Source organism: Ruminococcus sp. RTP21484sp1_RTP21277st1_D2_RTP21277_210401 (assembly GCF_040924225.1).
In the GTDB taxonomy this organism is placed as follows: domain Bacteria; phylum Bacillota; class Clostridia; order Lachnospirales; family Lachnospiraceae; genus Blautia_A; species Blautia_A faecis.
The window spans coordinates 39,140-61,719 of sequence record NZ_JBCOMJ010000033.1 but is presented as its reverse complement, the minus strand read 5'-3'; the positions used below and the strand labels follow the sequence as shown (position 1 = coordinate 61,719).

The window sequence follows — 22,580 nt, the reverse complement described above, 5'->3', positions numbered from 1 at the left end:
AATCTGCCCTTTTGAAATGAGTTTTTAGCAGGATAATATAAATGTGTAATATCTAATCTTAAGTTTATGATGTTGAGTTGAACTGGTGGTTGCTAACTTAGCTGATATTGCAGTATTTTTTATGGGATAAAAAAGTGAATATTATACTACTTTGTAATTATTAACTATTATTTGACACAAGCCATCATTTAACAGCTAAAATTTGACATACTATATTTTATTATACCTACTCATGAATATAAATTCAAGGATATTATTGTGTAAAGAAAAAAGTGTATAAATCTGGAATATCTATAGGCTGCTGTTTTCGCTTTGGCGGTGTCGGCGGAAGGACTTCATTCATATAAGGTCCAATCATAGATACGGTATCTATAACTTCCATCCGGGATCTGATACTTCGATCCGCTGTTTTATCTAGTTCTATCGGAAGAATCACCTCAAAATGGCTTCCTTCTCCCAGTTTGCTCTCTACCTGAATGGTTCCGCCCATCATCTGGATGATATTGTGCGTGATCACCATTCTCTACCAAGTGTTCAAACTCTGTTTCATATTCCATCCATAATAAACTCATTTTCGGTCACTCCTCTTCCAAAACATTTTCATATAAAAAACGTCTTTCCTCAAACAGATGAAAAGACGTTTTTGCTCATATCATTATCTTATCAACAGGCATGGAGATGTTATCATTGGACGCAATAAGAGTGCTGTGCAAATTATATATTTCTCTAAACATGCGTCAATACCTCCTTGCTGACTTTTCTTATATATATTTATAAATGGTCATCTTTACTTTCTCAATATCCAAAGGTTTTGCCAGATGTGCATTCATTCCAACAGCAATACATTTTTCAGCGTCCTCCTGAAAAGCATTTGCTGTCATGGCAATGATTGGAATTGTCTCAGCATCAGGATGTTTCAGTGACCGGATTGTTTTTGTCGCAGTAAGCCCATCCATTACAGGCATCATGATATCCATCAGAATTGCGTCAAAATAACCTTCCGGTTTCTCTGAAACATCCTGACCGCCTGCAGTCCATCTTCTGCAACTGTCAGATTTGCACCTTCATCAGACAACAGAGTTTTCGCAATTTCTGCGTTCAGTTCATTATCCTCCACCAGCAATAAGTTTAATCCACTAATATCCATCTGTGCTGCTGTTTTCTTTACTGTATCTGGTGCGGAAGCAAGTTTAAACGAAATTCTGATAATAAAAGTTGATCCGATTCCTTCTTCGCTTTTTATTTTAATTGTTCCGCCCATTTTTTCAATCAGGCCTTTTACAATCGACATTCCCAGTCCAATTCCCTGTTGTGTACTTCCAGAATCATTCCTTTCCTGCGAAAACGGCTCAAATATATGCTTCAGATATTCCTTACTCATGCCAATGCCTGTATCTGTGATCGTCCATTCATATGTCGTAATTCCATCCACTACTTCTGTATAATCCAACACCGTTATTATCTTGCCGCCAATCCGGTTATACTTAATACAGTTTCCATAAATATTAAGAAAAATCTGTCTCATATGCACCGGACTTCCATAAATAAAAGGATATCGAAGCCCTTCTTTTTTTGAACGGAACTGCATTTGAATTCCTCTGTCTTTTGCCCGCTGTTCTATGATAGTCAGAACATCCTGACTTAATTCATCAAAGTTGATGATTTCCTGCGTTAGCGGTACATTTCCATCTTCGATTTTGCTCATCTGAAGAATATCATTAATAAGTGACAATAGATAATCTGCGGCTACCTGCATTTTTCCGAAATTTTCCAGAACCAATTCACTGTCATCAAAATGCTTCTCAGCAATCTTCAGCAATCCGATAATGCCATTCAGTGGGGTTCTCATATCATGAGACATCCTGGAGAGAAAATCAGACTTGCTTTTATTTGCTTTCTTTTCACTTTCCAATGCAATTGATTTGTGCATGAAGTCATTTTTATCCAGCATGAGATTCCAATGTTCAATGGTTCCGTCTTCCTTTATTACTTTCTGTCCACGATCTTCGATGTATTTGTATGTGCCGTCCTTACAGCGTATCCGGTAAATAGTAGCATAATGATCGGAATGCGTATATTGATTTAATGCATCTGCAAGTCCGACCTTTACGTCATCTGGATGAGCAAGACCGATAATATTACCGCCAGAAGCGTCCATCAGTTCCTTCGGTGTTGCGTAACCGAGCATATTTGCAAATTGTTCTGAAACATATTTAAAAGAATATTCCGGGTCATCATTACTGATTTTGACACCGCCAGGGATGGATACGGTAAATAACTCCAGCTGACTTTGCAGTTTCTTCGTTAATTCCTCGATCATAGCCGTATGCTTTTTCTCTTCTTCCAGAAGCTTCGCATACTCTCTGTTTGATTTTTCCAGTGCCCTCTCTTTTTCCTCTAAGCGATAATGTTCTGTACGGTCAAGAACATAATTGACTGCAATGATATCTCCGGTTTCTTCTTCCCGGTACAGGGCCATGTGATCTTCTGCAAGCATGGGCTCAAAAGTAGCAGTCCTGGTCCAATATCGGAATGATATATGCCGTTCACCATTTTCAAAACGCTTTAACAGTCGTTCTCTGTCAAACTCGTGCAGAAAATCTTGAAGACCTTCTTCAGGTATGGTCAATGCCTATGCATCCACCAGACTCTGTAAGCTTGAATTTTCCGGCAAACCTAATTGTTCATTCAGATTATATTTTTTTCCATTAACTACCTGATACATGGAACCACGTACAATATTCTTTGTGAGATTGATCACGCAGTATCCATCGGCAATAGCAAATACCGACTCTTCCAAAAAACGGTTATTAATCATATCCTGACTCATACTTGTTTATCTCCCTGTAAATTCTCTGATACAGATTATATCCTTATCCAAATATATCCGTCAACAAAGAGTTTTTACATTGTAGAATGAAAATTTACACGCTCATCAGTAGTATTTGCAGGATTTAAAAAACAGGAACATTTCATAAATTTCTCAGCTATATGGCAAGCCGAGAAGTCGGGAAAATAGCAATTCAGTAAATGTACTGAAAAAGAGTGGGGTGAGTGGGGATAGTTGCCAATATGGGGATGTTGGGGTAAAAGAAAAGCCATGGTTCGTGCCATGACCTTTCAAAAGAACATTTAATTTCCGCTTGCAACTCCGGCAAGTTTTACTGTCACATCATAAGTAGACGAATCATCTTCAACAGATTTTCCGTTGACGCAATCAGCGTCTGTTCCTTCCATCCAGATATACACATGAACGGCAATTCCATCATATCCTACATTTGTTGTATTTTTCTATTTTATAATGTCAAAATACCCGATAATTCCTATGCATACGTCTTTCTTCATAGGCGACCACAGCGTATGCAATTTCAGTTTATACATCTGACTATTATTTTCCAACGTCGCTTTTATCTGCACAGAGATTTCTTTATTTTGTACAGATGTCTGGTGTAACAAAACCCGAATAGATGCAGAAGATTCTTTAGAGCTGTAATTACATTTATAAATATGCCCCCGAATCCTATCTAAATATTAGGACATTTCAAGAAAAGCAGGAACTCTTCAAAGGAGTTTCCTGCTTATTTTTATTACCATTATTTTTTTACACCAATTAGTAATAGCCATCTATGATCAAACATGATTTGTGAATCTTTATTATATGGTGAAAAACCGGTTTTTCTACCGCCTTCCAATTCAGCTTTCATCAAATTTGTTATCTCTTCTTGCACATCTTCCGAAGTATCAGTCAGTTCCATCCAACTTTTTAGATTCACCGGCACCAGAGTAGTTTCTTCGCATTGCAGTGCAAAATCTTTCTTGAACATTTCTTCAAATTCTTCCCTGCTGAGGATTCTGGTATGAGAAGGATCACGCATATTTTCAATCTTATCATCAATTTCTCGTAAAGGCTCCTCGGCAGCTTCCATATCCCAGACCACCATCTTTCCCCCTTTTTTCAAGACACGTTTCATCTCTTCAAAAGGTTTCTCAGGATTGTCAAAATGATGGAAAGAAAGCCTTGTGATCACCAGGTCAAAGGTTTCGGGTTCGTATGGAAGTTTTTCGGCATTACCACTTTGAAAGTAAATATTTTCTATATGACTTTCTTCGGCAAGTCTGATTCCCTGTGCCAGCATTTCTTCCGTCATATCCAGACAGGTAATATCCTTTACATAAGGAGCCAGAGCCCTGCCACAAATACAGGTCCCGGCAGCTACTTCTAATGCATGTTCTTCTCCTGTTGCTGCGATTTTCTGAATCAGATAGTCTGTATATTCCACTTTTGACATATGATATGCTACAAATTTTTCAGCCTGTTTTTTGAATGACTGTCTGACTATATCATTATGATTCATTTCAAACGCCTCCTATCCTGTTCTTTGTTTTCTTATAATACCATAAAAACGGGATAAATGACTTAATATACAATATAAAATATATTATATTTAAAAAGAATATGTTAAAGCACAGTTTAGGTCCAATAAAATACTGAACGGAGGAATATAAAATGGGTGATGCAAGTATTATTGCAAGACTGCTTGCTAATGGTCATGTTCAATACGGCTGGAGTGGAAATGGAGGGTATTTTAGCATGGGAGGAATTAGATTGCTATTATGGTATCAAGAGCCTAAAAATGTAGAATATCTATTTTCACTTGGGCAGACATCATTAATCGGAAAGATTGGAAGTGAAAAAGGCGGTTTTAACTGGTATGAAACTCATTGCCCTACAGGAGAGCCGTTCTGGCTAGCTAATACGGAAAGAATGATTTTTAGTAGAATAGTTCTATAAGCAACTGCTGATGATCGTCACAAGTTGTTTTTGGGGAGTCCGTGGCAGTAGTTTGGGAAGCTGCTGTCAAAGTGTCCAAAAAGATTTCTCTTAGTATACTGTCACCCCCAGTGGTTACAGATATAATTTTTATAAAATACATTAAGGGCAGACACCAAAAACCGAGGTCTTTGATGTCTGCCCTCTTGTAATTAGAATGAATCACCTGAAGACATATTTAGAATGGATTACTTGAAGCCGGGGCTTTTATTGAAGTGATCAGATCCATCCATTTATACATATACCAGTTTCCGTCCTTAGATGATTTATAAACATCGATCCATTTACCACTGTCAGAAGCCTTGCAATAGATAAAGGCTCTATACTGATCAGGAGATGGTATGGAAGGATTTGCCGGAATGTATATCTGATCTTCATCTACTACAGAATCCTGAGTTAATGTAATTGAATAAGGCTGTGAAGGTGTGTAGTCATTCGCCGGAGTTGCACCATTTAAGAATGCATTTCCAAGATAGAGATACTGTTTACTCTTTTTCATTTGCTCTGCTAATCTCTGCTTCTCATAAACAGATAACTGCTTATTGCATAAATATCCGATCATTTCTTCGCAATCTGTCTGATTTTCCGGTTTCCAGGTCCGAAGTGACATGACATAAAGAGCGAGCACCTTATATCTCCCATCATCACCGCTGATGTTATACTGCTTCAATTCTTCCACGTTTGTTGGAATTGTGCTGAAAGTATAGGTATAAGTATTCAGAGGAATCTCAATCACTACAGATTCGCCAGCTTCATTCTTGACTGACCGCTGCCCTTTTATAACTGCTTTCGAAAGAACTGGTTCAGTCTGAGGCTTTGTTTCCATGGTAACTGTAACTGTGCATGTAAGAACAATCCCTGCATCTACTTTGATTTCTGTTGTTCCAACATTAATTGCATGTACCTTTCCCTGACTGTCTACCTCTGCAATATTCTTGTTTGAACTGGTCCATACGGGCAGATGCTTAGGATCCTGTACGCTAAGCTGATAATATTCACCTTTACGCATGCTTAAAGATGTTGCACTTAGTACTGGTGTTTTTGCTGGAGCTGTGGTAGGTGTTGCTGTAGGCTCTGCCGGCGGATTTACCGGAGCAGAAGGTGTTGTAGGTGCTGGCTTTGCAGGTGCTTTTTTACTCTTAACAGTAACCTTACACTTGTATGTTTTTTTGCCAACCTTAGCTTTAATATATGCAGTTCCTTTTTTCTTTGCTGTAACGACACCCTTTTTATTGACAGTTGCCACTGATTTCTTTGTGGAGGACCATTTCACTTTCTTTTTTGTGCCTTTTACCTTTAAACGGTATTTCTTGCCCTGGGTCAAGGTAAGCTTTGTTTTGTTCAGTTTGATCTTCGCGGCACTTACAGATGTGGTATCCACTGCCAGACACATTACTACAAGTAAGAATGTAGTAAGCAGTACGCTGGCTTTTTTTAATGATTTTTTACCATTTCTCATAAGCATTTTCTCCTTCCTTATAAGCAATACTGTCCTTTTTATTCTTATTATACATAGTTGCTTCTGATTTGCACTAGCACTTCTGACAGTAATCGAAAAGGATTATAAAAATGCTGCTATGCATATATCATTTATTCATCTGCCTGCTCTGCCAATTTATTTCCTCTACAACGTATAACAATCATATCGAATCGCTTTTCCGCTTAACGTATAAGAAGGCTTCCTTCCTGCCAGAAAATCACTTTTCAGCGGTCGTTTTACAATGATCTTATCCGGGTCTGCGCTGATAGCGGCGTCGAAAAGGTCGGTCTCTTGGGAGCATGGGGGCTCCAGCTTCTGGATGAGCTGCAGTTTTTTGTTGATCAGGCTGGACTTTTGTCTTGCGGGGAACATGGGATCCAGGTATATGACGTCTACAGGATCCAGGAGTGCGGGCATTAATTCCACGCTGTTGCCTTCTGTCAGTTTCATGCGGGCAGCGATCTCTTTCAATACGGGATGCTTCTTTGCCCGGCGCAGGGCATCCTTTAAAAGAACAGCAATCACTGGATTCTGCTCATACAGAGTTACCTCATACCCCTGGGCTGCCAGAAGAAATCCATCCTCTCCCATACCTGCTGTGGCATCTATTGCCTTGCGCCCTGGCTTTTCTGATTTGGAAGCCCGTACCAGCATTTCATGCTGTAATCTTCCGTTGGTCACCCGGTGAAGCATATTTTCGAAATCCCCCTGATAAGCCAGACCATATCCGGTTAAAGAAACACCTTTGGAATTAAAAAGCACCGTCAGGTGCTCTCCCGGCTTTTCAGAGATTGGGGTATTTGTGCGCCTGGAAAAAGCTTCAGCCATATCTCTTGCGCCACCTTTTTCAAGGCAAACTACAATTTTCTCACTCATGTTCTCTTCTCTCTCTTTGTATCATATAAGTATTATAATTGTTGGCTTCTTTCATTACATTTTCTCAATCAGCTTGGAGTACACATGTTCTACAAACCATGGTTCTGTAGATTTCTTCAGCGCTTCTTCAGGGGAAAACCAGGCGACACCGCTGTTCTCGTCGGCTTTTATGGAGACAGCTTCCTCAGAATCTGCTTCCAGCAGATATGTTACATTCAGATGTAAATGGCTGGACACATATTTGCCCTTTTTCACATGTCCATCTACTGTAAGGGATTCCAAAGAAAAAATCTCCTCAGATACAGGACAGACATGGGAAATCCCCGCTTCCTCTTTCACTTCCCGAAGGGCAACTGCAAGTAAATCTGTCTCCCCGTCCGCATGCCCTCCCAGCCAGGACCAGGAATTATAAATATTGTGATAGACCATGAGAATTTTGCTTTTATCCTGATTTACCACCCAGGCAGAAGCAGTCATATGTGCTACCGTGTTTTCTCTGGAAAAAGCATTGGTATTATTTCTGATCCAGTTCAGAATAAGCTGCTTATCCGTCTCTTCTTGTTCATTGAACGGGGTATAATGCTCAATTTGGTTAAGTAGTTCCTGTCTGTTCATTATAGAGTGCTCCTTTTTATTGGTCTTGTACAATAGTATAACATAAGCAGATATTTATTTACACCTGAAAAGGAAGTATCTTTGTTATTCAAAATGCTGTTTAGCGTTTTCAAGATTGGTCTTTCCCTTTATCTTTAGCAACACCTTTGTTACAGTCAGCGCAGTGCCAGATTCGCTGCACAGAATTCTTGCCTGGGAGAGCGGGATATAGATCTGATTATCTTCTCCGGGGAGTATTGCAGCAACTTTACAGGGAAGACAGGACACTGGTGAAATATTATTCCCGGGATTGTCCATAGCCGTGAAACTACTGCTGGAAACGGAACTGCTGTATTCAGTAGAACTTTTATTTGAATCGATACTGTCTAACGTATATGTAATGGCAAGCTGTTCTCCCATCTTCAGATATTTATTCTGCTGTTTCTTTGAAATGGCATGTCCATTGGAGTCTTTCATATTTTCCAGAGAATTGCTCCCCAGGAGTAAGCGTGGAGTGTTTCCTAAATTGTCTTGCCCGGAAATTTCCGTAAAAGCATTCAGATCAATTCCACAAAATACGGTAGTTTTTGTATAGTCTTCTATTTTTATGGTTACTGGAATTTCCACAACTGGCCAGATTTCCTGGAGCCCATTTATTTTCGAAGCTTTTTTCAGGAAATCCTGGTCGTAACTGAGATTTCCAAGGGAAATTAAGATTGTATACTGCTGCTTCTCTTTCTGTATTTCATAGGTAAGCCTGAGAAAAAAGAAAAGAGTCAGTGAAATGAGAATCATCAGAAAGCAGGTGAAACCGTTTATTTTTTTCTTTCTCAACGAGATGCCGCCTTTCTTGCTTCTTCCAGAAGGACAGATTTTTTATGTAATCTGGATATGAGAAACAGAATGATGATGATAAGCAGAAACGCCAGAATTGCAAAAATGGAGTACCACCAGCTGTTAGTCTCTTCCTGAGAATCCTCAACTTTTAGAGACTGGATCTTGGATTCCTTGATTTCGGAGGAGAAATAGACAGCTGTCTGGTAGGAGTTACCTGTGGAATCCTCGTAGGTGAGAATCAGTTTTCCTGTAATTTGATCTGGTGAAATAGATGTATTCTGAGAAGTAGTATCATTTTCATCTGATATATCTGATACATTGTCCGATAAACTTCCTGCTTCTGCAACAGACTGCGATTTAGAACTTTTATTTCCGGTGCTTCCTTTTACATATACTCGTATTGTACCCTCAGATGCAGTTCCCTCATCTACATTTCCCAGAAATGCAGTCTCTTTTGGAGCTAATCCATCTGCTTCTAATTTCACTTTGGCATTATAGATTTTATCCCTTCCAAGATTCAATGCTTTCACAGGAATTTCTACAGTATCCATTGTATAAAATACCGAAGGAATGTCAGACACTTCTAATTCTGCACGTACAGGCTGTGACACGTTAAAAGTCAGAGTTTCTGTGCTATTGGCACTGGAGGCTTTGGAATCTTCATATTCCAGAGAAAACAGGATTGTTACCTGACCTGGCTCAGTATCTTCTGCGATAGATAAATTCTGCGTTAAAGTAATGGATTCGCCAGGTGTCAGCCTCTGTACATAAAAAGAATTTTTATCAAATTCAATTCCTTTTGTTTCTGTGGAAAGAGAAATTTTTAGTCCATATACGTTCTGACTGCGGCTCTTATTTCGAAAGGTTACGGACATTTCCCGGGTGCTGCCAGCTTTTAGTGTCTGGCTGGAAAGATTACTGTCTTCCAATAGCAGCTGAGGCTTGTGAAGAACCTTTTCTCCGGAGAAACTACCTCCGTCTGTACTGCCGGCATAGATCTCTCCATAAGAAGTATCTCCGACACCCATAGCATCATCACCGGCAGGCTCTGCATTACTGCTGTCTGTATTGCCAGATCTATTTTCAATAATAACATGAATGGGATTATTTTGGGGGGAAGAATCGTCACCGGATATGAATCCGCCCAGATCCGGGTCTGGATTGGAATCCAGGGTAGAATCCGGCTCAGAATCAAAATCTGGATCCTGGTTCATATCTGATACAGTTTCCGCTTCATCTTCAAAAACTGTTTCTGTATTTTCAACATCAGCCTCCTGTGCAGAAACTGCAAATGGGGATATAAGAAACAGGATACTGGCAATTAATGCAGTAATCAATAAGATGCAGTCTGTTTTAATGGAAAATACAGAATTTTTTTGTAATCGTTTTTCTTTCATGTTCAGCCTGTCCTTTCCTTCAGGATTCCTCCGTCCATTTCATATACATGGTCACAGAGAATACGGATATCTTCTTCGTTATGACTGGCGAGAAGGATGGTCTTACCGGCAGCTTTCAGTTCCAGAAGAAGCTCTCGGATCTCTGCTACGCCATGTTTATCCAGTCCGTTGAAGGGTTCATCCAAAATGAGAAGACGGGGATCCTCCATAATGGCCTGAGCGATTCCAAGACGCTGGCGCATTCCAAGCGAATACTTTCCAACCGGTTTTTTCATATCGGGATCCAGGCCGACTTTTCGAAGAATAAGGCGGATATCTGCCTTGGAGCTCAGTCTCTGCATATTTGCCAGAATTTCCAGATTCTTCATTCCTGTATATTGTGTAAGAAAACCTGGCGTCTCGATGATAACGCCAAGGCTTTCCGGAAAATCGGTGTCTTTTCCAATCTGTTTTCCTGATACATGGATGGTTCCGGTTGTAGCCGGCAGAAAACCACAGATACATTTCATAAGAACTGTTTTTCCGGAACCATTATTTCCAACAATGCCATATACCTGTCCGTAATTCAGATCAAGATTTACTTCTTTTAGAACAAGGTCTTCACCGAAACGTTTAGTAACATGACTTATTTGTACACATGGAATTGACTTTAATAATTTATTGTGATTTACACTGTTCATATAATCGTTTTCTTTCCAATTTAAATCCTTTTAATTTTAGATCCTTTCAATTTCTCAAAGGCAGGACTATATTTTTATTTTCAGAAAAGCGGTCTGACATCTCAAATTTCTTCAATTTTATCATATAGTACACTTCCCAGAACCGGGATCAGTACAAGTAGAAATAATAACAAAAATAACCATAAACCAGTCTGGTATGGTCCCCAGTTTCCAGAAGGAGTAATCCATTCTGGCGGGTAAAACCAGAGTTGTTCTTTAAAATATCGTTGGTGTAAAATAATTCCGAAGTAATAACTTATAAAAGGAATTCCGTAAGCCATATAAGCAGATTGACACAGAGTTCCGCAGATACCTCCAAGGGTACTTATGATACCTCCAAGGATGCTCATGCGGAGAGCTTTCATTAGAAGCTTTGTCAGCAGATCTTTTGGAATATTTCCTTTTACTTCCATAGGATAAAATATAACAAAATTAACCAAAAGCACTGTTATGACTGCCAGTAACCAGACCAGAAAACCAGACATCAGAATAGAAAAAACCTTTCCTTCCACATATTGACTACGGCTGGTTCTGGGGAGAGCAGTTTTTAAAAATCCGCTTCTATACTCCTGCAGGAAAGAATCACTCCAGGTAAGCACTGCTGCTATGGGTAAAATAAAAGATACAATCTGACCTTTTATAGCGCTATCCAGAAGGTCTATAAAAGCACCACAAGTCAAAGGTTTCTTCAGACTGGGGTAGGTTTGTCCAAAGAGAAGAGCTGCACAAGCAATCAGCCAGGCTGCCAGAAAATTTTTGGATGTAAGCATACGTTTCATCTCACCACTCATGATTTTTCCCCCAGAAATTCAAACGGATATTTCTTCATTCTGCGAAGCGCCAGAATAACCAGTATTACTACCAGAATAAGAAAAAATACACAGGATTGCCAGAGCTTTGGGAGTAATGGATCATAGCCCAGATTATGTTTCCCATAGACGGCCTGGTTTAAGGGACTGATCCAGCAGATCAGTACGTTTATCTGATACATCTCATACTTTTCTTTATGTAAAACAGCTGCCAGTACATTGGGATCCAGAAGAAATCCATAGATACTGTAAAACAGACCAGCTATCATGCCTTTTGTTTTTCCTTTGTAGAGATTCCCCACCAGAATTACAAAGCTTAAAGTCAGGGAATAGCAAAAAAGCAAAAGGAATATCTGTAGCATACAGCCGTAAGGTGAAATGCTTTCCATAACACGTACTGTAGATGGCACCTGCAGATTCTTTCCAAGATCAGAGTATCCAAGCATTGCTGCTGTGTCGCTCCACAGATTGCCTGGATAGCTGTCCTTCATGCACAGCACAGAAGTAAACAAAAGCATAAAACATGTATATAAAATCGTTACGAATGTAATATAGACAAACTGGCCTAAGAGCCATTTCTTCTTGGTGTTACGGATCAGCTGATAAGGAGTGACTGGTGTCATTTTCGGCAGGTCGGAGAACAGCAAAAGCAAAAGCATGGAACTTAGAAGCACTGCTGTTCCATCCCCGAAGGTCCACAGGAAAGGTTCAATTGCCTGTACAGGCGTATTGTAGTTATCCATAACAACCATGATTCTTCCTGTAAGCAGAAAACTGAGCACAAATTCCAGAAAGAGGGTAAAAATCACTTTGGGATTACGGAAAAAGCCGAAGAAATTGTAGCGTACAATTCCAAGTGTCTGCTTCATATCAGTATCCCAGACTACGGTCTATAATACTTCCGTCTACTGCATTGATGGTAAGAAAGCTCCAGGTAGGCCAATCTGTCGTATCTGAGTAGGTTTCGCCATCATATTCGGAGTCAATCTTGCGGGATCCGAAGAAATCCCAGACAGGAACCAGAAGACCGGTATGGGCATCTGTGGATGGCTCATAAATTCTGGCATAGCCAAGAACGATACGGTCAATATTGAATACCCTGGAATTTTCATAGGTAAGGTTGTCCGCGTTGGTGACGATCATCATTTTTTCGTAGATATTCATGATCTCGCTGAATGGAAGCAGGCTTAAATTCTCAGTCTTAGTTTCTCCGATGGTGTATGGATTGCAATAAGTCATGCTGTCGATTCCGTCTGCATTTACATAAAAATAAAGGTTTTCGTAAGCCCAGGTTTCCATAGTACTGTCCATGTCTTCAAGCGCTCCACCTGCATCCATGGTATAGGTAAGCGGAGTTCCATTTATGGTACGGCTGTAGTAGATAACATAACCACTTCCGAGATAACTGGAGTTATCATCTGTTCCAATGGACGTCTGAATCGCATAATCCCATCCGCATTGGTTTAAATCGTCAAGGCCCATGGCATCTGCTTTTTCCTAGGCTAATTTCTTCGCGTCATCCAACGAAATTCCAATAGATTTTTCGGTAGGTTTTTCATATGGACTGCTGCTGGAATAATCGGACCAGACAGCGTCAGAAGGGATTTCTTTACCGTCTTTTTGGGCTATCTTCTGGATTCTTACTTCCAAAGAATAGGCTCCCCAGGAAGAGGTACGATAAGAATATTGGGAGCCGTCATCTAACTGGGCGATACCGGTAAAAGCATTGTCCTCCATAACTTCACCAGTACTGCTGTATGTCTGCACTCCCACGGCAGGTCTTCCTTCTACCAGATTTCTCGTTTCAGGTGCAGATTCATACTGGCTTTCCCAATAATCAATGTCATCGTAAATATCATATACGAGATTGCCATTATCATCGGTTCCCCAATTATTGGGATCCAGATTACCGTTGGCAACATCTTCTTTTAATTCATCGATTTTTTTCTTGATCTCATCCTTTGTCTGTACATAATAGCTGTCTGCAGTGTAAATCTTCGCATTTGAGAAAAAGGCATCTGTGATACCATCAAGAAGATCCTGTGTGACTGCAGCTGGTGTAACAGAAATTGCAGATATCTTTTCCACATCTGGTATTTCTACTGCCGCATCCGTATTTACCACAAGCTTGGATGTGTCGTCTGTTACTTGACTTTTGTAAGTCTCAGGCGCATTGATCAGGTCGCGGATAGTGGTTCTGGCAGCTGAGGCATTATCCGGGTGAACGTCAGTGGAGGCAGCAGTATCACTTGTACCAGTACTTTCAGAAGCAGTTGTCTGATCAGCGGAGGAGGCATTTCCTGCCATATTGACATCCTTGTCATCCGCTTCTTTGTAAGAATCCAGTGCTTTATTTCCCTTCTGCCTTACAAGGGAAGATTCTGGTGTCTGTGCACATCCCGCTAACATTCCCATGCAGAGAGTAAGTCCAATCATTCTTTCTATATTCTTTCTCATTTGTTTGAAGTCTCCCTTTCGATGTTTGAACATAACCGGAGATTTAGGGGAACGGGTGTTTGATATTGCTCATAGTAATCACCGGTCATGTTCTGATATAGATTATAGTACTTGGAATTACACCAAATCTTCCGTAAATTGTAACTGAATTGTAATCTGGCAAGAATTTCTTTACCATTCAATGAATACACAGGTTCCCTTTCCTATTTCACTTTCAATTTTCATTTGAAATCCATGTATATCCGCGATTTTTTTACAAAGTGCAAGTCCCAGACCCACACTTCCATTCGCCCGGGAACGGGATTTGTCAACCATATAAAATGCCTCTGTCACTTTATCAAGATCTTCAGCTGGGATTCCTTTGCCAAAATCCTGGACCATCAGTTTCTCAGCCGTCGCTTCCAGTATGAGTCTGGAATTGTCCGCGGAGGCTTTTACTGCGTTGTCAATAAAATTGTTTACCAGACTTAACATAAGATCTTTGTCAAAGTTTTTCTTCAGATCAGCAGGTTCACACTGAAGTTCCAGACAGATATTCTTCTCTTTCAGACGGCAGAGGTTAAGCTGTCTGGAATCCTCCAGAAAAGATTTCACTGAATTTTCTGTTGGGGCAAAACGTGCCTCCCCAGTTTCATATAATCCGGTAAGTTCCAGCATTTTTACCGAAAGTCGGGACAGCCTGCGGCATTCACTGGAAATATAGGAGAGAGCTCTCTCCTGCTGCTGTCTTTGCAGGCGCACTGTGAGAAGGGTATCTGCATATCCCAGGATAGAGGTCATAGGTGTTTTCAGCTCATGGGCAAGACTTCCCATTAACTGTCGTTGTGTATGGTTTACAGTGGAAAGGCATTCAATCTGTTCTTTAACCTTGGAGGACATCTGATTAAAGCTTTTGCCAACCTGCGCCAGTTCCGTATCTCCTTCCGCAGGAACTTGTATATCATAGTTGCCTTCAGATACAGAAACCGCAGCTTCCCTTAATTTTGTAAGGGGTGCCATAATTTTCCGCAGGCTGAAAAAAAGAATTGTTCCGGTTAACAGAAGAAGAACCAGCGTCAACATACCCGCCTGATAAAAAAGGATCCTGTTACTCTCCAGAACATCAGAAACGTCTTTATAAGTGACAATCTGATAATTCAGATTTGTAGTTGACTCTGTGGAGGAATAAAAAAAAAGCAACAGTGTTTTACCGTCGGCTTTGCTGATAAGGGGATCACAGATATAAGTATCCGCGTCATACCATTTTCCGTGTAATTCCACTTCTCCCAGTTGTTCCTGGATTCCCTGAACATCGAAGTCATAGGCGGTACCGTTGTAAAGTTCTTCATCATTTTGATATAGAACAGCACTGTCATGGAAAATCTGTCGGAAAGCGTAGATAAGAATTCGGTTTCGGACTTTCTCATCGGAATTAGCGGACTGACTGCTTGTAAGTCTTAATTTCTCCTCAAATTGTAAAAGATTATTCTGAAATTTGGTATATTCATAGTTATTGATATACTGAATACTCTGATTCTTCCAGCGATATGAAGTATAGAAAAAAACAGCGGAGGATAAAATCAGGATCACGCAGGCCACCTGTAAAAAGATTTTTGTAAAAAGCTTCAAAATTCCACCTCCAGTCGGTATCCAATGCGGGGAATGGTTTTGATCCTGTCCTGCCAGCCCAGCTTTTTGCGGATACGTCCCACATGTGCATCTACTGTTCTTGTTTCTCCTTCGAATTCTACGCCCCAGAGACCGGCCAGAAGCTGCTCTCTTGTAAGAGCTTTATTGGGATTGCGGACGAACATCATAAGGCAGTTGTATTCCATTGGTTTCAGGTAAATTTCCTCTCCATTTCTGGTAACGGTATGGCTTATGGTGTCTATGGTAATATTGTTAATCTGTATCTGCTCCTGTAAATTTCCATGACGTTCCAGTACTTTCTCCAGGCGGACCATCACTTCCAGCATCTCGAAGGGCTTTACAATATAGTCTTCGGCACCTTCTTTAAGGCCTTTTACTTTGCTTGCGATGTCGGCTCTGGCGGTGAGAAAAATGACGGGAATGCCGTAGTGATTCAGTTCTGGTAAAAGGGTATATCCATCTTTTCCAGGGAGCATAATATCTACAAGGGCGCACTGGAACTCATGATCCCAGGCAATTCCTTCGCTGGCGTCATTGCCGTCCAGGTAGCTTACGGTCTGGTAGCCGGTGACTTCCAGGTTCATGCAAAGTAAGTTATTGATTGCTGGTTCATCTTCTATTACAAGTATTCTGGCTTTCATTTCGGGTCCTTTCTTGTATACTCTGAAAAATAATCCTTATTTGATGTACTGGTTCTATTATACATGTTTTGGTAGTGATAAATGTAACCATATTGTAAAAAGCAGATATAGGGAAAAGTTGTGTGCGTTATTGATGGAAATGTGGCAGACTTTAAAGCTTTGTAGATATGGAGTCAGTCCTTATACAATCGCCCCACCTGAGATGGGTGGGGCGATTAAAAAATTATAGTATTTATTCAGCAGGTATTATTTCGCGAAGTGGTAACTGAGAAGTACAGAACAGTTACAAATTATTTACATGGAAATCAGTCCAAATGCATTTGCTACAGAGCTAAGTAGGATAATTGCTGCAAATATCGGGCAAAGATATTTGATCATGAAGTTAAAAATCTTTTTCCTGCGGAAAGTTCCGCCTTCAGCTACTACTTCCTCCTCAATCTTTTCCACGCCCACTTTTCTGGAAATTAAAAGGCAGGTTGCAAGTGCGGCAATTGGCATCATTACAGAATTGGTGAGGAAATCAAAGAAATCCAGAAACTGCATTCCAATGATTTTTACAAAGCCAAGCGGTCCATATCCAAGGGAAGAAAGAGTTCCAAGAAGAATCATGATCACACCAACAATAACGGTTGCTTTCTTTCTGTGCCATCTCAGTTCGTCCTGGAAGGTAGATACAGCGCTCTCCGTCAGGGCAATAGAACTGGTAAGAGCTGCGCACAGCACCAGTACAAAGAACAGAATCCCAATGGGAGTTCCCAATCCCATACTGGCAAATACCTTGGGAATGGTGATGAACATAAGCGCCGGTCCTGCCTGTAAAGTATCCGGATCTCCACCGGAGAATGCAAACACAGCCGGAATGATCATCAGACCTGCCATAATGGCAATTGCAGTGTCAAACACTTCTACATTCTTGGTGGAACCTTCGATAGATACGTCCTTTTTCATATAAGAGCCAAAGGTTACCAGAATTCCCATGGCAATAGACAGGGAATAAAACATCTGACCCATGGCGGCTACCACTGTCATCCAGGAGAAATTCTCAATATTTGGTACCAGGAAATATTTCACTCCTGCAAGGGCACCTGGTCTTGTAACAGAGTAAACAGTAATAAGCACAGATAAAAATACCAGAACCGGCATCATAAATTTGGAAACGCGCTCTACTCCGTTTCGGACTCCTGCATATATGATCGCAACTGTTAAAAATGCAAAAATAAGGAAACAGACCTCTGTGGAGGTACCATTCGAAATAAACTCAGAAAAATATCCGTCTTCTGCCAGCTTCTGGCTGTTACCTTTTATATATTCGATCAGATATTTGATAACCCATCCGCCGATAACGGAATAGTATGGCACGATCAGGACTGGAATGATGGCATTGATCCAGCCACCAAAGGACAGCCATTTAGACTTGCCAAATTTTCCAAAAGCGCCTACCGGGCTTTTTCTTGTCGTTCGGCCAAGGGCGGTTTCGGCGACAATCATAGAGTAGCCAAAAGTAAGTGCCAGAATAATGTAAATCAGTAAAAATATTCCACCGCCGTACTTTGCCGCAAGGTAAGGAAATCGCCATATATTTCCCAGTCCGACGGAAGCTCCGGCAGCAGACAGTACAAATCCCAGTTTACCGGAAAAAGTACTTCGTTCATGATGATGTTTTTCCATAAATTTTTCCTTCCAAATTCGTAAAATTTGTTTTTGCTTTTTATAAACTCCAACTCTTATGATGATAACATGGTTTTGTGTTAAAGGCAAACAATATATATAAAATAACAGCAATAACAAATAATACAAAAACGAGGGAGAAATTATTGATTTTAACAAAATAAGATCTTATAATTAAGATTATCAATTAACATATATATGTTATGGAGGGTGCGGATTATGAATGAAGAATTGTTTAACGAAGCAACGAAATCAAATGTTCTCACAAAGAAACTGATCGACCAGCTTCTTGAGAGCATGACCTACAGCAGCATTTCCTTTATCAACTGGACCATTGAGACTTTGTCTCTGATCAAGGCGCGTCTGCAGCGCGGAGACCGGATTACAGACGAAGTCAGCGGAGAGGTTTATACCTTATACTCTTTCCAGCAGTTTGTGGAGAAGAATTTTTCTACTTATATAGCAAGCCAGGTATTTAAAGAGACTTCTAAGCCGGAGAAAATTTACTTCTCTCTGAAACCGTGTGAAGAGGGATACAGTCTGGTTGCTGCTGATTCTGACAGTAATAAAACCTACTCCTGGATCTCAAGCCTGAGTAAACGTTTCTCATTGGTAGAAATGATCGCCACAGGAATTGTATATGTGAAAGATACACGTACGAATACTTATCAGCCATTTATTTCCGGAAATGGCAAATATTGTAAGTATGATAAAGAGAAGGGAATTCTTGTAGAAATTTAATTATATTAACTTCCAGAGCGTATTTGAAAAGGGCTTTCTGCAAAAACTCCCGCAAAGTGGGGCGTGCAGATTACGGGAATGATTTATCAAATACGCTTTAGGGTATCAGACATAACAGACGGACACAGATCACAAGGACTGCTTTAGCGAAATTTCAGCAAAGAAGTCCTTGCAATCTGTGTCCATTTTATTACATTCTAAGTTTTTTATGAAACTCCCGGATAGTATCATTGCTGTTAAAAATAAACATTCCTGCAAATACCAGCAGACTGATTCCTGTGCATACCACAGATGGGTATGGGAAACGGATCTGGTGAAGAAACATAAGGATCAGCGGTACGAGACCAGCAAAAGCAGCCTGAACAAGATAAAACAGATACTCTTCTTTTTCCAGCTTTTGTACTTTTACGATCACGGGTATAGAGCCAAGTACTGCAAGAGCGCCAAATGGAAGGACAAAATCCAGAGACCAGCCATGCCATCCGGTATATTTGTCCCACAGAACAGCGAGAACAGTTACCAGGATCAACTGTATGATCTCGTTTTTTAAGATATTCCTCCGTTTGGCATAAGCAACCGCTACGATCAGCCATCCGCAAAGACAGCCAGCTGCGGCGAACCAGAACCAGTCCAGTTTTTCCCGTGTAAGGTAATTGATCATGCCGCAGAGAATTGCAGCTGCAATGCAGACAAAATTGAAAACCTGCACGATTCTCTGCGCCTCCTTTTTCTCTTTCAGGGAACAGCCGGGGAAATTATTGGTTTTTTCTGTATAAGGAATTTCTTCTTTTTTCAGCATGTTCAGAAAATTTCGCTGAATATTATCCTTGGGAAGCTTGGAGGTAAATCCAAGAACCATTTCGTTTTCGTAAGAACAGGAACAAAGCTGCATGGAGTTGGTACTTGCGAAAATTCCGAAACGGTCAATGTACTGGTTATACTCCTTTGGAAAACGAAGAATTCCAATATTGGAATAAACAGCCGTAATGCTTCTAGAGCTTAGGTTTGCTCCCAGCATAAGGAAATATTTCTTTATTTCCAGGGGAACTGCACGGATGACCGGATTTTTCTCCAGACGGACATAGCTATTCATATGTCTGGCAATTTTCTCTTCTACCAGTTCTGCGGCAAACTGCTCTTTCACGTGAGCCAGAATTTCTGTAAAATCAGAAGTTTGGGAAAAATCATGTCCCACTTCTATCCAGCCAAAAAAATTTGCCATAGACTGTGAGGGAAAATAATTCCGCAGATTTACAGGAACCATAAGGGCAATGGGGCGATTTTGCCTGCTCTTGGGAATTTCCTCATGGATGGAACAAAGAAACATGGCTGTGATCAGAATGGTTATGGAGACACCGTATTCTTTTGCTTTTGCATGAAGCTCTTTTACCGGAAGTACAATCTCTGTAATATGCATATCCTCATGAAGCAGCCGTTCTCCCGGAAGTCTGACAGCGCGAGGTTTTTTCTCAGAATTTCCGGGAATATCCGAGGAATAATACTGGGAAAAGCTATCCTCCTCCTGATCACCGGGGGTGCTCATATCCGTGACTGGAAGAGAAGGCAGATCCTGTTTCGGGTGAGCCTTTTTCAGATAATTGCTTACCAGTTCCTGGAGAAAATGCATTGCCCCGGTACCATCTGTCAGTGCATGGAAAACTTCAAAATTGATTCTTTTTTCATAATAGCTGACCTGGAAAAGAAGATTCTTTTTGTCCGGAATATACAGCCTGCTGCATGGAGGCTTCTTCTCTTCCTTTACAATTGGACGAATATCCCTGTGTTCCAGGTAGAACCAGAATAATCCTTTTCGGAGAACCATCTGAAACAGAGGATATTTTTCCATGGTTTTTTCAAGAGCGGCCTGGAGAAGCTCCGGTTTTACATTTTCCTTTAGTTCACAGTAAAAACGAAATACTCTGGTATCATTTTTGCCAGTTACCAGAGGAAAAGCAAGGGCCGCGTTATCCAGTTTTCTCCAGTTCGAATATCCTTCTTTCAATTTTCACACTTCCCTTTTTAAGAATTCGTTCATATAAGAAAAACTTTCCTGCACATGGAAAAAGCGGATTCCAAGAGCAAAAAAGCCGTGAAGTGCATCTTTGATCCGGTGTACTTCTACATAATTACCAGCCTCTGCCAGTTTTTTTCCATAATCTTCGCCTTCATCACGAAGAGGATCAAACTCTGCTGTGAGAATCAGGGTTTCTGGCATATTAGAAAAATCTCTTGCCAGAAGAGGTGCAAAATAAGGGTTGACCCGATCCTCCGGACAGCTCTCATACAGATTCAGATAATCCTGCATTTTCACTGCAGTAAGCAGGTAGTCGGTGCCGTTCTTTTGCACAGAGGAATAGGGAGAAGCGGCTGTATAGGTATTATATAAGGCTGGATAAATAAGAATCTGCCGGAATACCTGAAAGTCGCCCTTGTCTCTTGCCATAAGAGCAACTGCGGCTGCAAGATTTCCTCCGGCACTGTCACCCATAATAGTGATTCTTCGGGAATCTGTATTCAGGATCAGATTATTGGTATAAAGTGCTTTCGCCGCTGCATAACAGTCCATCAGAGCCGTTGGAAAACGGTATTCAGGAGCAAGCCTGTATTCCACGGATACTACAATATGACCGGTAGACTGAGACATTCTGGCACATACACGGTTATAGGTATCCACACTTTCTGTCACCCATCCTCCGCCATGAAAAAATAGAAGAACTGGAAAAGTATGGCCTTTTTCCACCCCGTTTGTCATGGCTTCTTCAGTAGGAAAATAAATCCGCAGAGGGATTTCGTAGTCCCCGTTGAAAATCTGGATATCCATTTTTTTCAGAAAAATATTCATGGCATCCAGCTTCTTAATGTCCACCAGTCTGCGGGAGGATTCCACTTCGATATTGCCGTAGGAAAGGGTGTGGAGAATTGCTCGCATGGTTTTGGAAATCATGGCCTGTATTCCTTTCTGGTTTTAAAATCAAGCTTCATCAGACTGTTCTGTTATGGAAAAATCAGTCTTCTGCATTAGCTGGCAGGCATCAGATAGAACGGAAGCCTTTTCCAATGATTTCGCTGCTGTTTACGATGGTAATAAATGCATGAGGATCAATCTGTCTTAAATGAATACGAAGACGGTTGGTCTCGCTTCGGGTAAGCACAGTCATCATTACCTTCTGCTCCTTCTTGGTATAGATGCCAAAGGCCTTCTGCTCTGTGGCAGAACGATGCAGGTCATTGATGATGAACTCTTCTACCTGCTCCGGATATTTGCTAATGATCGTACATACCTTTCTCAGATTCAGACTCTCAATAGCACTGTCTACTACAGTGCATTTCAGGATCATTCCAAGAATACAGTAAAGTCCGGTCTGGGCACCGTAAAGGTAAGCAGCGATCAGCACAATTCCCAGGTCACTGACCAAAAGGGCACGTCCGATCTCAAGGCTGGTATATTTGTGCAAAATCATTGCCACAATATCAGTACCACCAGTGGAGGCACCGACATTAAATACCATAGCAGCTCCCACTGCAGGAAGGATCACTGCAAAACAAAGCTCCAGGAACACGTCATGTGTAAGTGGCGAACTAAGGGGATAAATAGCTTCACAGGCACTTACATAGAAAGACAGGGCAAAAGAGGAATAGACAGTCCAGCCCATGGAGCGGATTCCAAGGAAGAAAAATCCAAGTACAACAAGTGCTGCATTGACGATCCACATAAATGCACCTACATTCCACTTCGGAAATAAGGTAGAAAGGATAATAGACAGACCAGATGTACCACCAAATGCGAAATGGTTGGGTGTTTTAAAAATGGCAATTCCAACCGCTGTAAAAATCAATCCCAGATTCAGAATGATAAAGAACATCAGGTTGTCTTTTGTAAATATATTTTTTTTCATAAAAC

At 40.8% G+C, this 22,580-nt stretch carries 23 protein-coding genes and 1 pseudogene; 3 read left to right on the top strand and 21 right to left on the bottom strand.

Annotated elements, in window-relative coordinates; translation table 11 throughout:
• Nucleotides 1–253 precede the first annotated feature (253 nt).
• The 5 genes from AB5706_RS18765 to AB5706_RS18745 all read right to left on the bottom strand — a co-directional run bounded on the left by AB5706_RS18765 (nt 254) and on the right by AB5706_RS18745 (nt 4,355).
• Entirely contained in the window at nt 254–520 is a 267-nt protein-coding gene (locus tag AB5706_RS18765; RefSeq protein WP_148463375.1) for a hypothetical protein, read from the bottom strand.
• A gap of 241 nt (nt 521–761) precedes the next feature.
• A complete protein-coding gene (locus tag AB5706_RS18760) occupies nt 762–977 on the bottom strand; it encodes a response regulator (protein WP_148463376.1) in 216 nt (71 codons plus the stop codon).
• Entirely contained in the window at nt 977–2,629 is a 1,653-nt protein-coding gene (locus AB5706_RS18755; protein WP_148463377.1) for a hybrid sensor histidine kinase/response regulator, read from the bottom strand. Before AB5706_RS18755 ends, AB5706_RS18760 begins: the two co-directional genes overlap by 1 nt.
• Nucleotides 2,630–2,632: 3 nt before the next feature.
• Nucleotides 2,633–2,830, bottom strand: a complete 198-nt coding sequence (locus AB5706_RS18750) for a hypothetical protein (RefSeq protein ID WP_148463378.1) — start codon at nt 2,828–2,830, stop codon at nt 2,633–2,635.
• 763 nt (nt 2,831–3,593) lie between these two features.
• The gene (locus AB5706_RS18745) at nt 3,594–4,355 is read right to left on the bottom strand and encodes a class I SAM-dependent methyltransferase (RefSeq protein ID WP_148463379.1); all 762 of its coding nucleotides are present in this window, start codon (nt 4,353–4,355) and stop codon (nt 3,594–3,596) included.
• Nucleotides 4,356–4,507: 152 nt separating this feature from the next.
• On the opposite strand from AB5706_RS18745, the gene AB5706_RS18740 reads away from it, so the two are divergent.
• The gene (locus tag AB5706_RS18740; protein WP_173736063.1) at nt 4,508–4,792 is read left to right on the top strand and encodes a hypothetical protein; all 285 of its coding nucleotides are present in this window, start codon (nt 4,508–4,510) and stop codon (nt 4,790–4,792) included.
• Between the two features lie 217 nt (nt 4,793–5,009).
• Here AB5706_RS18740 and AB5706_RS18735 read toward each other — a convergent pair whose 3' ends face one another.
• The 13 genes from AB5706_RS18735 to AB5706_RS18680 all read right to left on the bottom strand — a co-directional run bounded on the left by AB5706_RS18735 (nt 5,010) and on the right by AB5706_RS18680 (nt 17,938).
• Complete coding sequence (locus tag AB5706_RS18735; RefSeq protein WP_118583507.1) at nt 5,010–6,290, bottom strand: Ig-like domain-containing protein; 1,281 nt, start codon at nt 6,288–6,290, stop codon at nt 5,010–5,012.
• A gap of 165 nt (nt 6,291–6,455) precedes the next feature.
• Nucleotides 6,456–7,187, bottom strand: coding sequence for a class I SAM-dependent methyltransferase (locus AB5706_RS18730; RefSeq protein ID WP_148463380.1), 732 nt, complete (start codon nt 7,185–7,187; stop codon nt 6,456–6,458).
• Between the two features lie 54 nt (nt 7,188–7,241).
• Nucleotides 7,242–7,802 carry an NUDIX hydrolase gene (locus tag AB5706_RS18725; RefSeq protein WP_173771917.1) on the bottom strand — a complete coding sequence of 187 codons (561 nt, stop codon included), beginning with the start codon at nt 7,800–7,802 and terminating at the stop codon, nt 7,242–7,244.
• An 84-nt stretch (nt 7,803–7,886) separates the two neighbouring features.
• On the bottom strand, nt 7,887–8,615 hold the full coding sequence (locus AB5706_RS18720) for a hypothetical protein (RefSeq protein ID WP_243881954.1): 729 nt from the start codon (nt 8,613–8,615) through the stop codon (nt 7,887–7,889).
• Nucleotides 8,612–10,015, bottom strand: coding sequence for a hypothetical protein (locus AB5706_RS18715; protein WP_368366261.1), 1,404 nt, complete (start codon nt 10,013–10,015; stop codon nt 8,612–8,614). The genes AB5706_RS18720 and AB5706_RS18715 overlap by 4 nt, the downstream gene beginning before the upstream one ends.
• Nucleotides 10,016–10,017: 2 nt before the next feature.
• Nucleotides 10,018–10,695: an ABC transporter ATP-binding protein gene (locus tag AB5706_RS18710; protein WP_173771921.1), complete on the bottom strand. Its 678-nt coding sequence runs from the start codon at nt 10,693–10,695 to the stop codon at nt 10,018–10,020.
• Between the two features lie 101 nt (nt 10,696–10,796).
• Nucleotides 10,797–11,525: an ABC transporter permease gene (locus AB5706_RS18705; RefSeq protein ID WP_226841014.1), complete on the bottom strand. Its 729-nt coding sequence runs from the start codon at nt 11,523–11,525 to the stop codon at nt 10,797–10,799.
• Nucleotides 11,522–12,412 (bottom strand): hypothetical protein, encoded by an 891-nt coding sequence (locus tag AB5706_RS18700; protein ID WP_173771922.1) that lies wholly within the window; start codon nt 12,410–12,412, stop codon nt 11,522–11,524. The genes AB5706_RS18705 and AB5706_RS18700 overlap by 4 nt, the downstream gene beginning before the upstream one ends.
• 1 nt (nt 12,413) lies before the next feature.
• Nucleotides 12,414–13,025, bottom strand: a complete 612-nt coding sequence (locus tag AB5706_RS23250; protein ID WP_465220667.1) for a DUF6034 family protein — start codon at nt 13,023–13,025, stop codon at nt 12,414–12,416.
• 15 nt (nt 13,026–13,040) lie between these two features.
• The gene (locus AB5706_RS23245; RefSeq protein ID WP_465220668.1) at nt 13,041–14,000 is read right to left on the bottom strand and encodes a DUF6034 family protein; all 960 of its coding nucleotides are present in this window, start codon (nt 13,998–14,000) and stop codon (nt 13,041–13,043) included.
• A gap of 171 nt (nt 14,001–14,171) precedes the next feature.
• On the bottom strand, nt 14,172–15,608 hold the full coding sequence (locus AB5706_RS18690) for a sensor histidine kinase (RefSeq protein ID WP_148463382.1): 1,437 nt from the start codon (nt 15,606–15,608) through the stop codon (nt 14,172–14,174).
• Nucleotides 15,605–16,270, bottom strand: coding sequence for a response regulator transcription factor (locus tag AB5706_RS18685; RefSeq protein WP_173771923.1), 666 nt, complete (start codon nt 16,268–16,270; stop codon nt 15,605–15,607). Before AB5706_RS18685 ends, AB5706_RS18690 begins: the two co-directional genes overlap by 4 nt.
• Nucleotides 16,271–16,564: 294 nt before the next feature.
• A complete protein-coding gene (locus AB5706_RS18680; RefSeq protein ID WP_173771925.1) occupies nt 16,565–17,938 on the bottom strand; it encodes a sodium-dependent transporter in 1,374 nt (457 codons plus the stop codon).
• 219 nt (nt 17,939–18,157) lie between these two features.
• On the opposite strand from AB5706_RS18680, the gene AB5706_RS18675 reads away from it, so the two are divergent.
• Nucleotides 18,158–18,679: a hypothetical protein gene (locus AB5706_RS18675; protein ID WP_118583489.1), complete on the top strand. Its 522-nt coding sequence runs from the start codon at nt 18,158–18,160 to the stop codon at nt 18,677–18,679.
• Between the two features lie 45 nt (nt 18,680–18,724).
• Nucleotides 18,725–18,826, top strand: a pseudogene (locus AB5706_RS18670) (DUF6783 domain-containing protein); the annotation flags it as partial.
• A 43-nt stretch (nt 18,827–18,869) separates the two neighbouring features.
• Here the strand turns inward: AB5706_RS18670 and AB5706_RS18665 are convergent.
• The 3 genes from AB5706_RS18665 to AB5706_RS18655 form a co-directional block, all read right to left on the bottom strand.
• Nucleotides 18,870–20,681 carry a DUF6320 domain-containing protein gene (locus AB5706_RS18665; protein ID WP_173771927.1) on the bottom strand — a complete coding sequence of 604 codons (1,812 nt, stop codon included), beginning with the start codon at nt 20,679–20,681 and terminating at the stop codon, nt 18,870–18,872.
• A 3-nt stretch (nt 20,682–20,684) separates the two neighbouring features.
• Nucleotides 20,685–21,623: an alpha/beta hydrolase gene (locus AB5706_RS18660; protein WP_330602692.1), complete on the bottom strand. Its 939-nt coding sequence runs from the start codon at nt 21,621–21,623 to the stop codon at nt 20,685–20,687.
• A gap of 88 nt (nt 21,624–21,711) precedes the next feature.
• On the bottom strand, nt 21,712–22,575 hold the full coding sequence (locus AB5706_RS18655) for a YitT family protein (protein ID WP_118583485.1): 864 nt from the start codon (nt 22,573–22,575) through the stop codon (nt 21,712–21,714).
• Between the last annotated feature and the right edge of the window lie 5 nt (nt 22,576–22,580).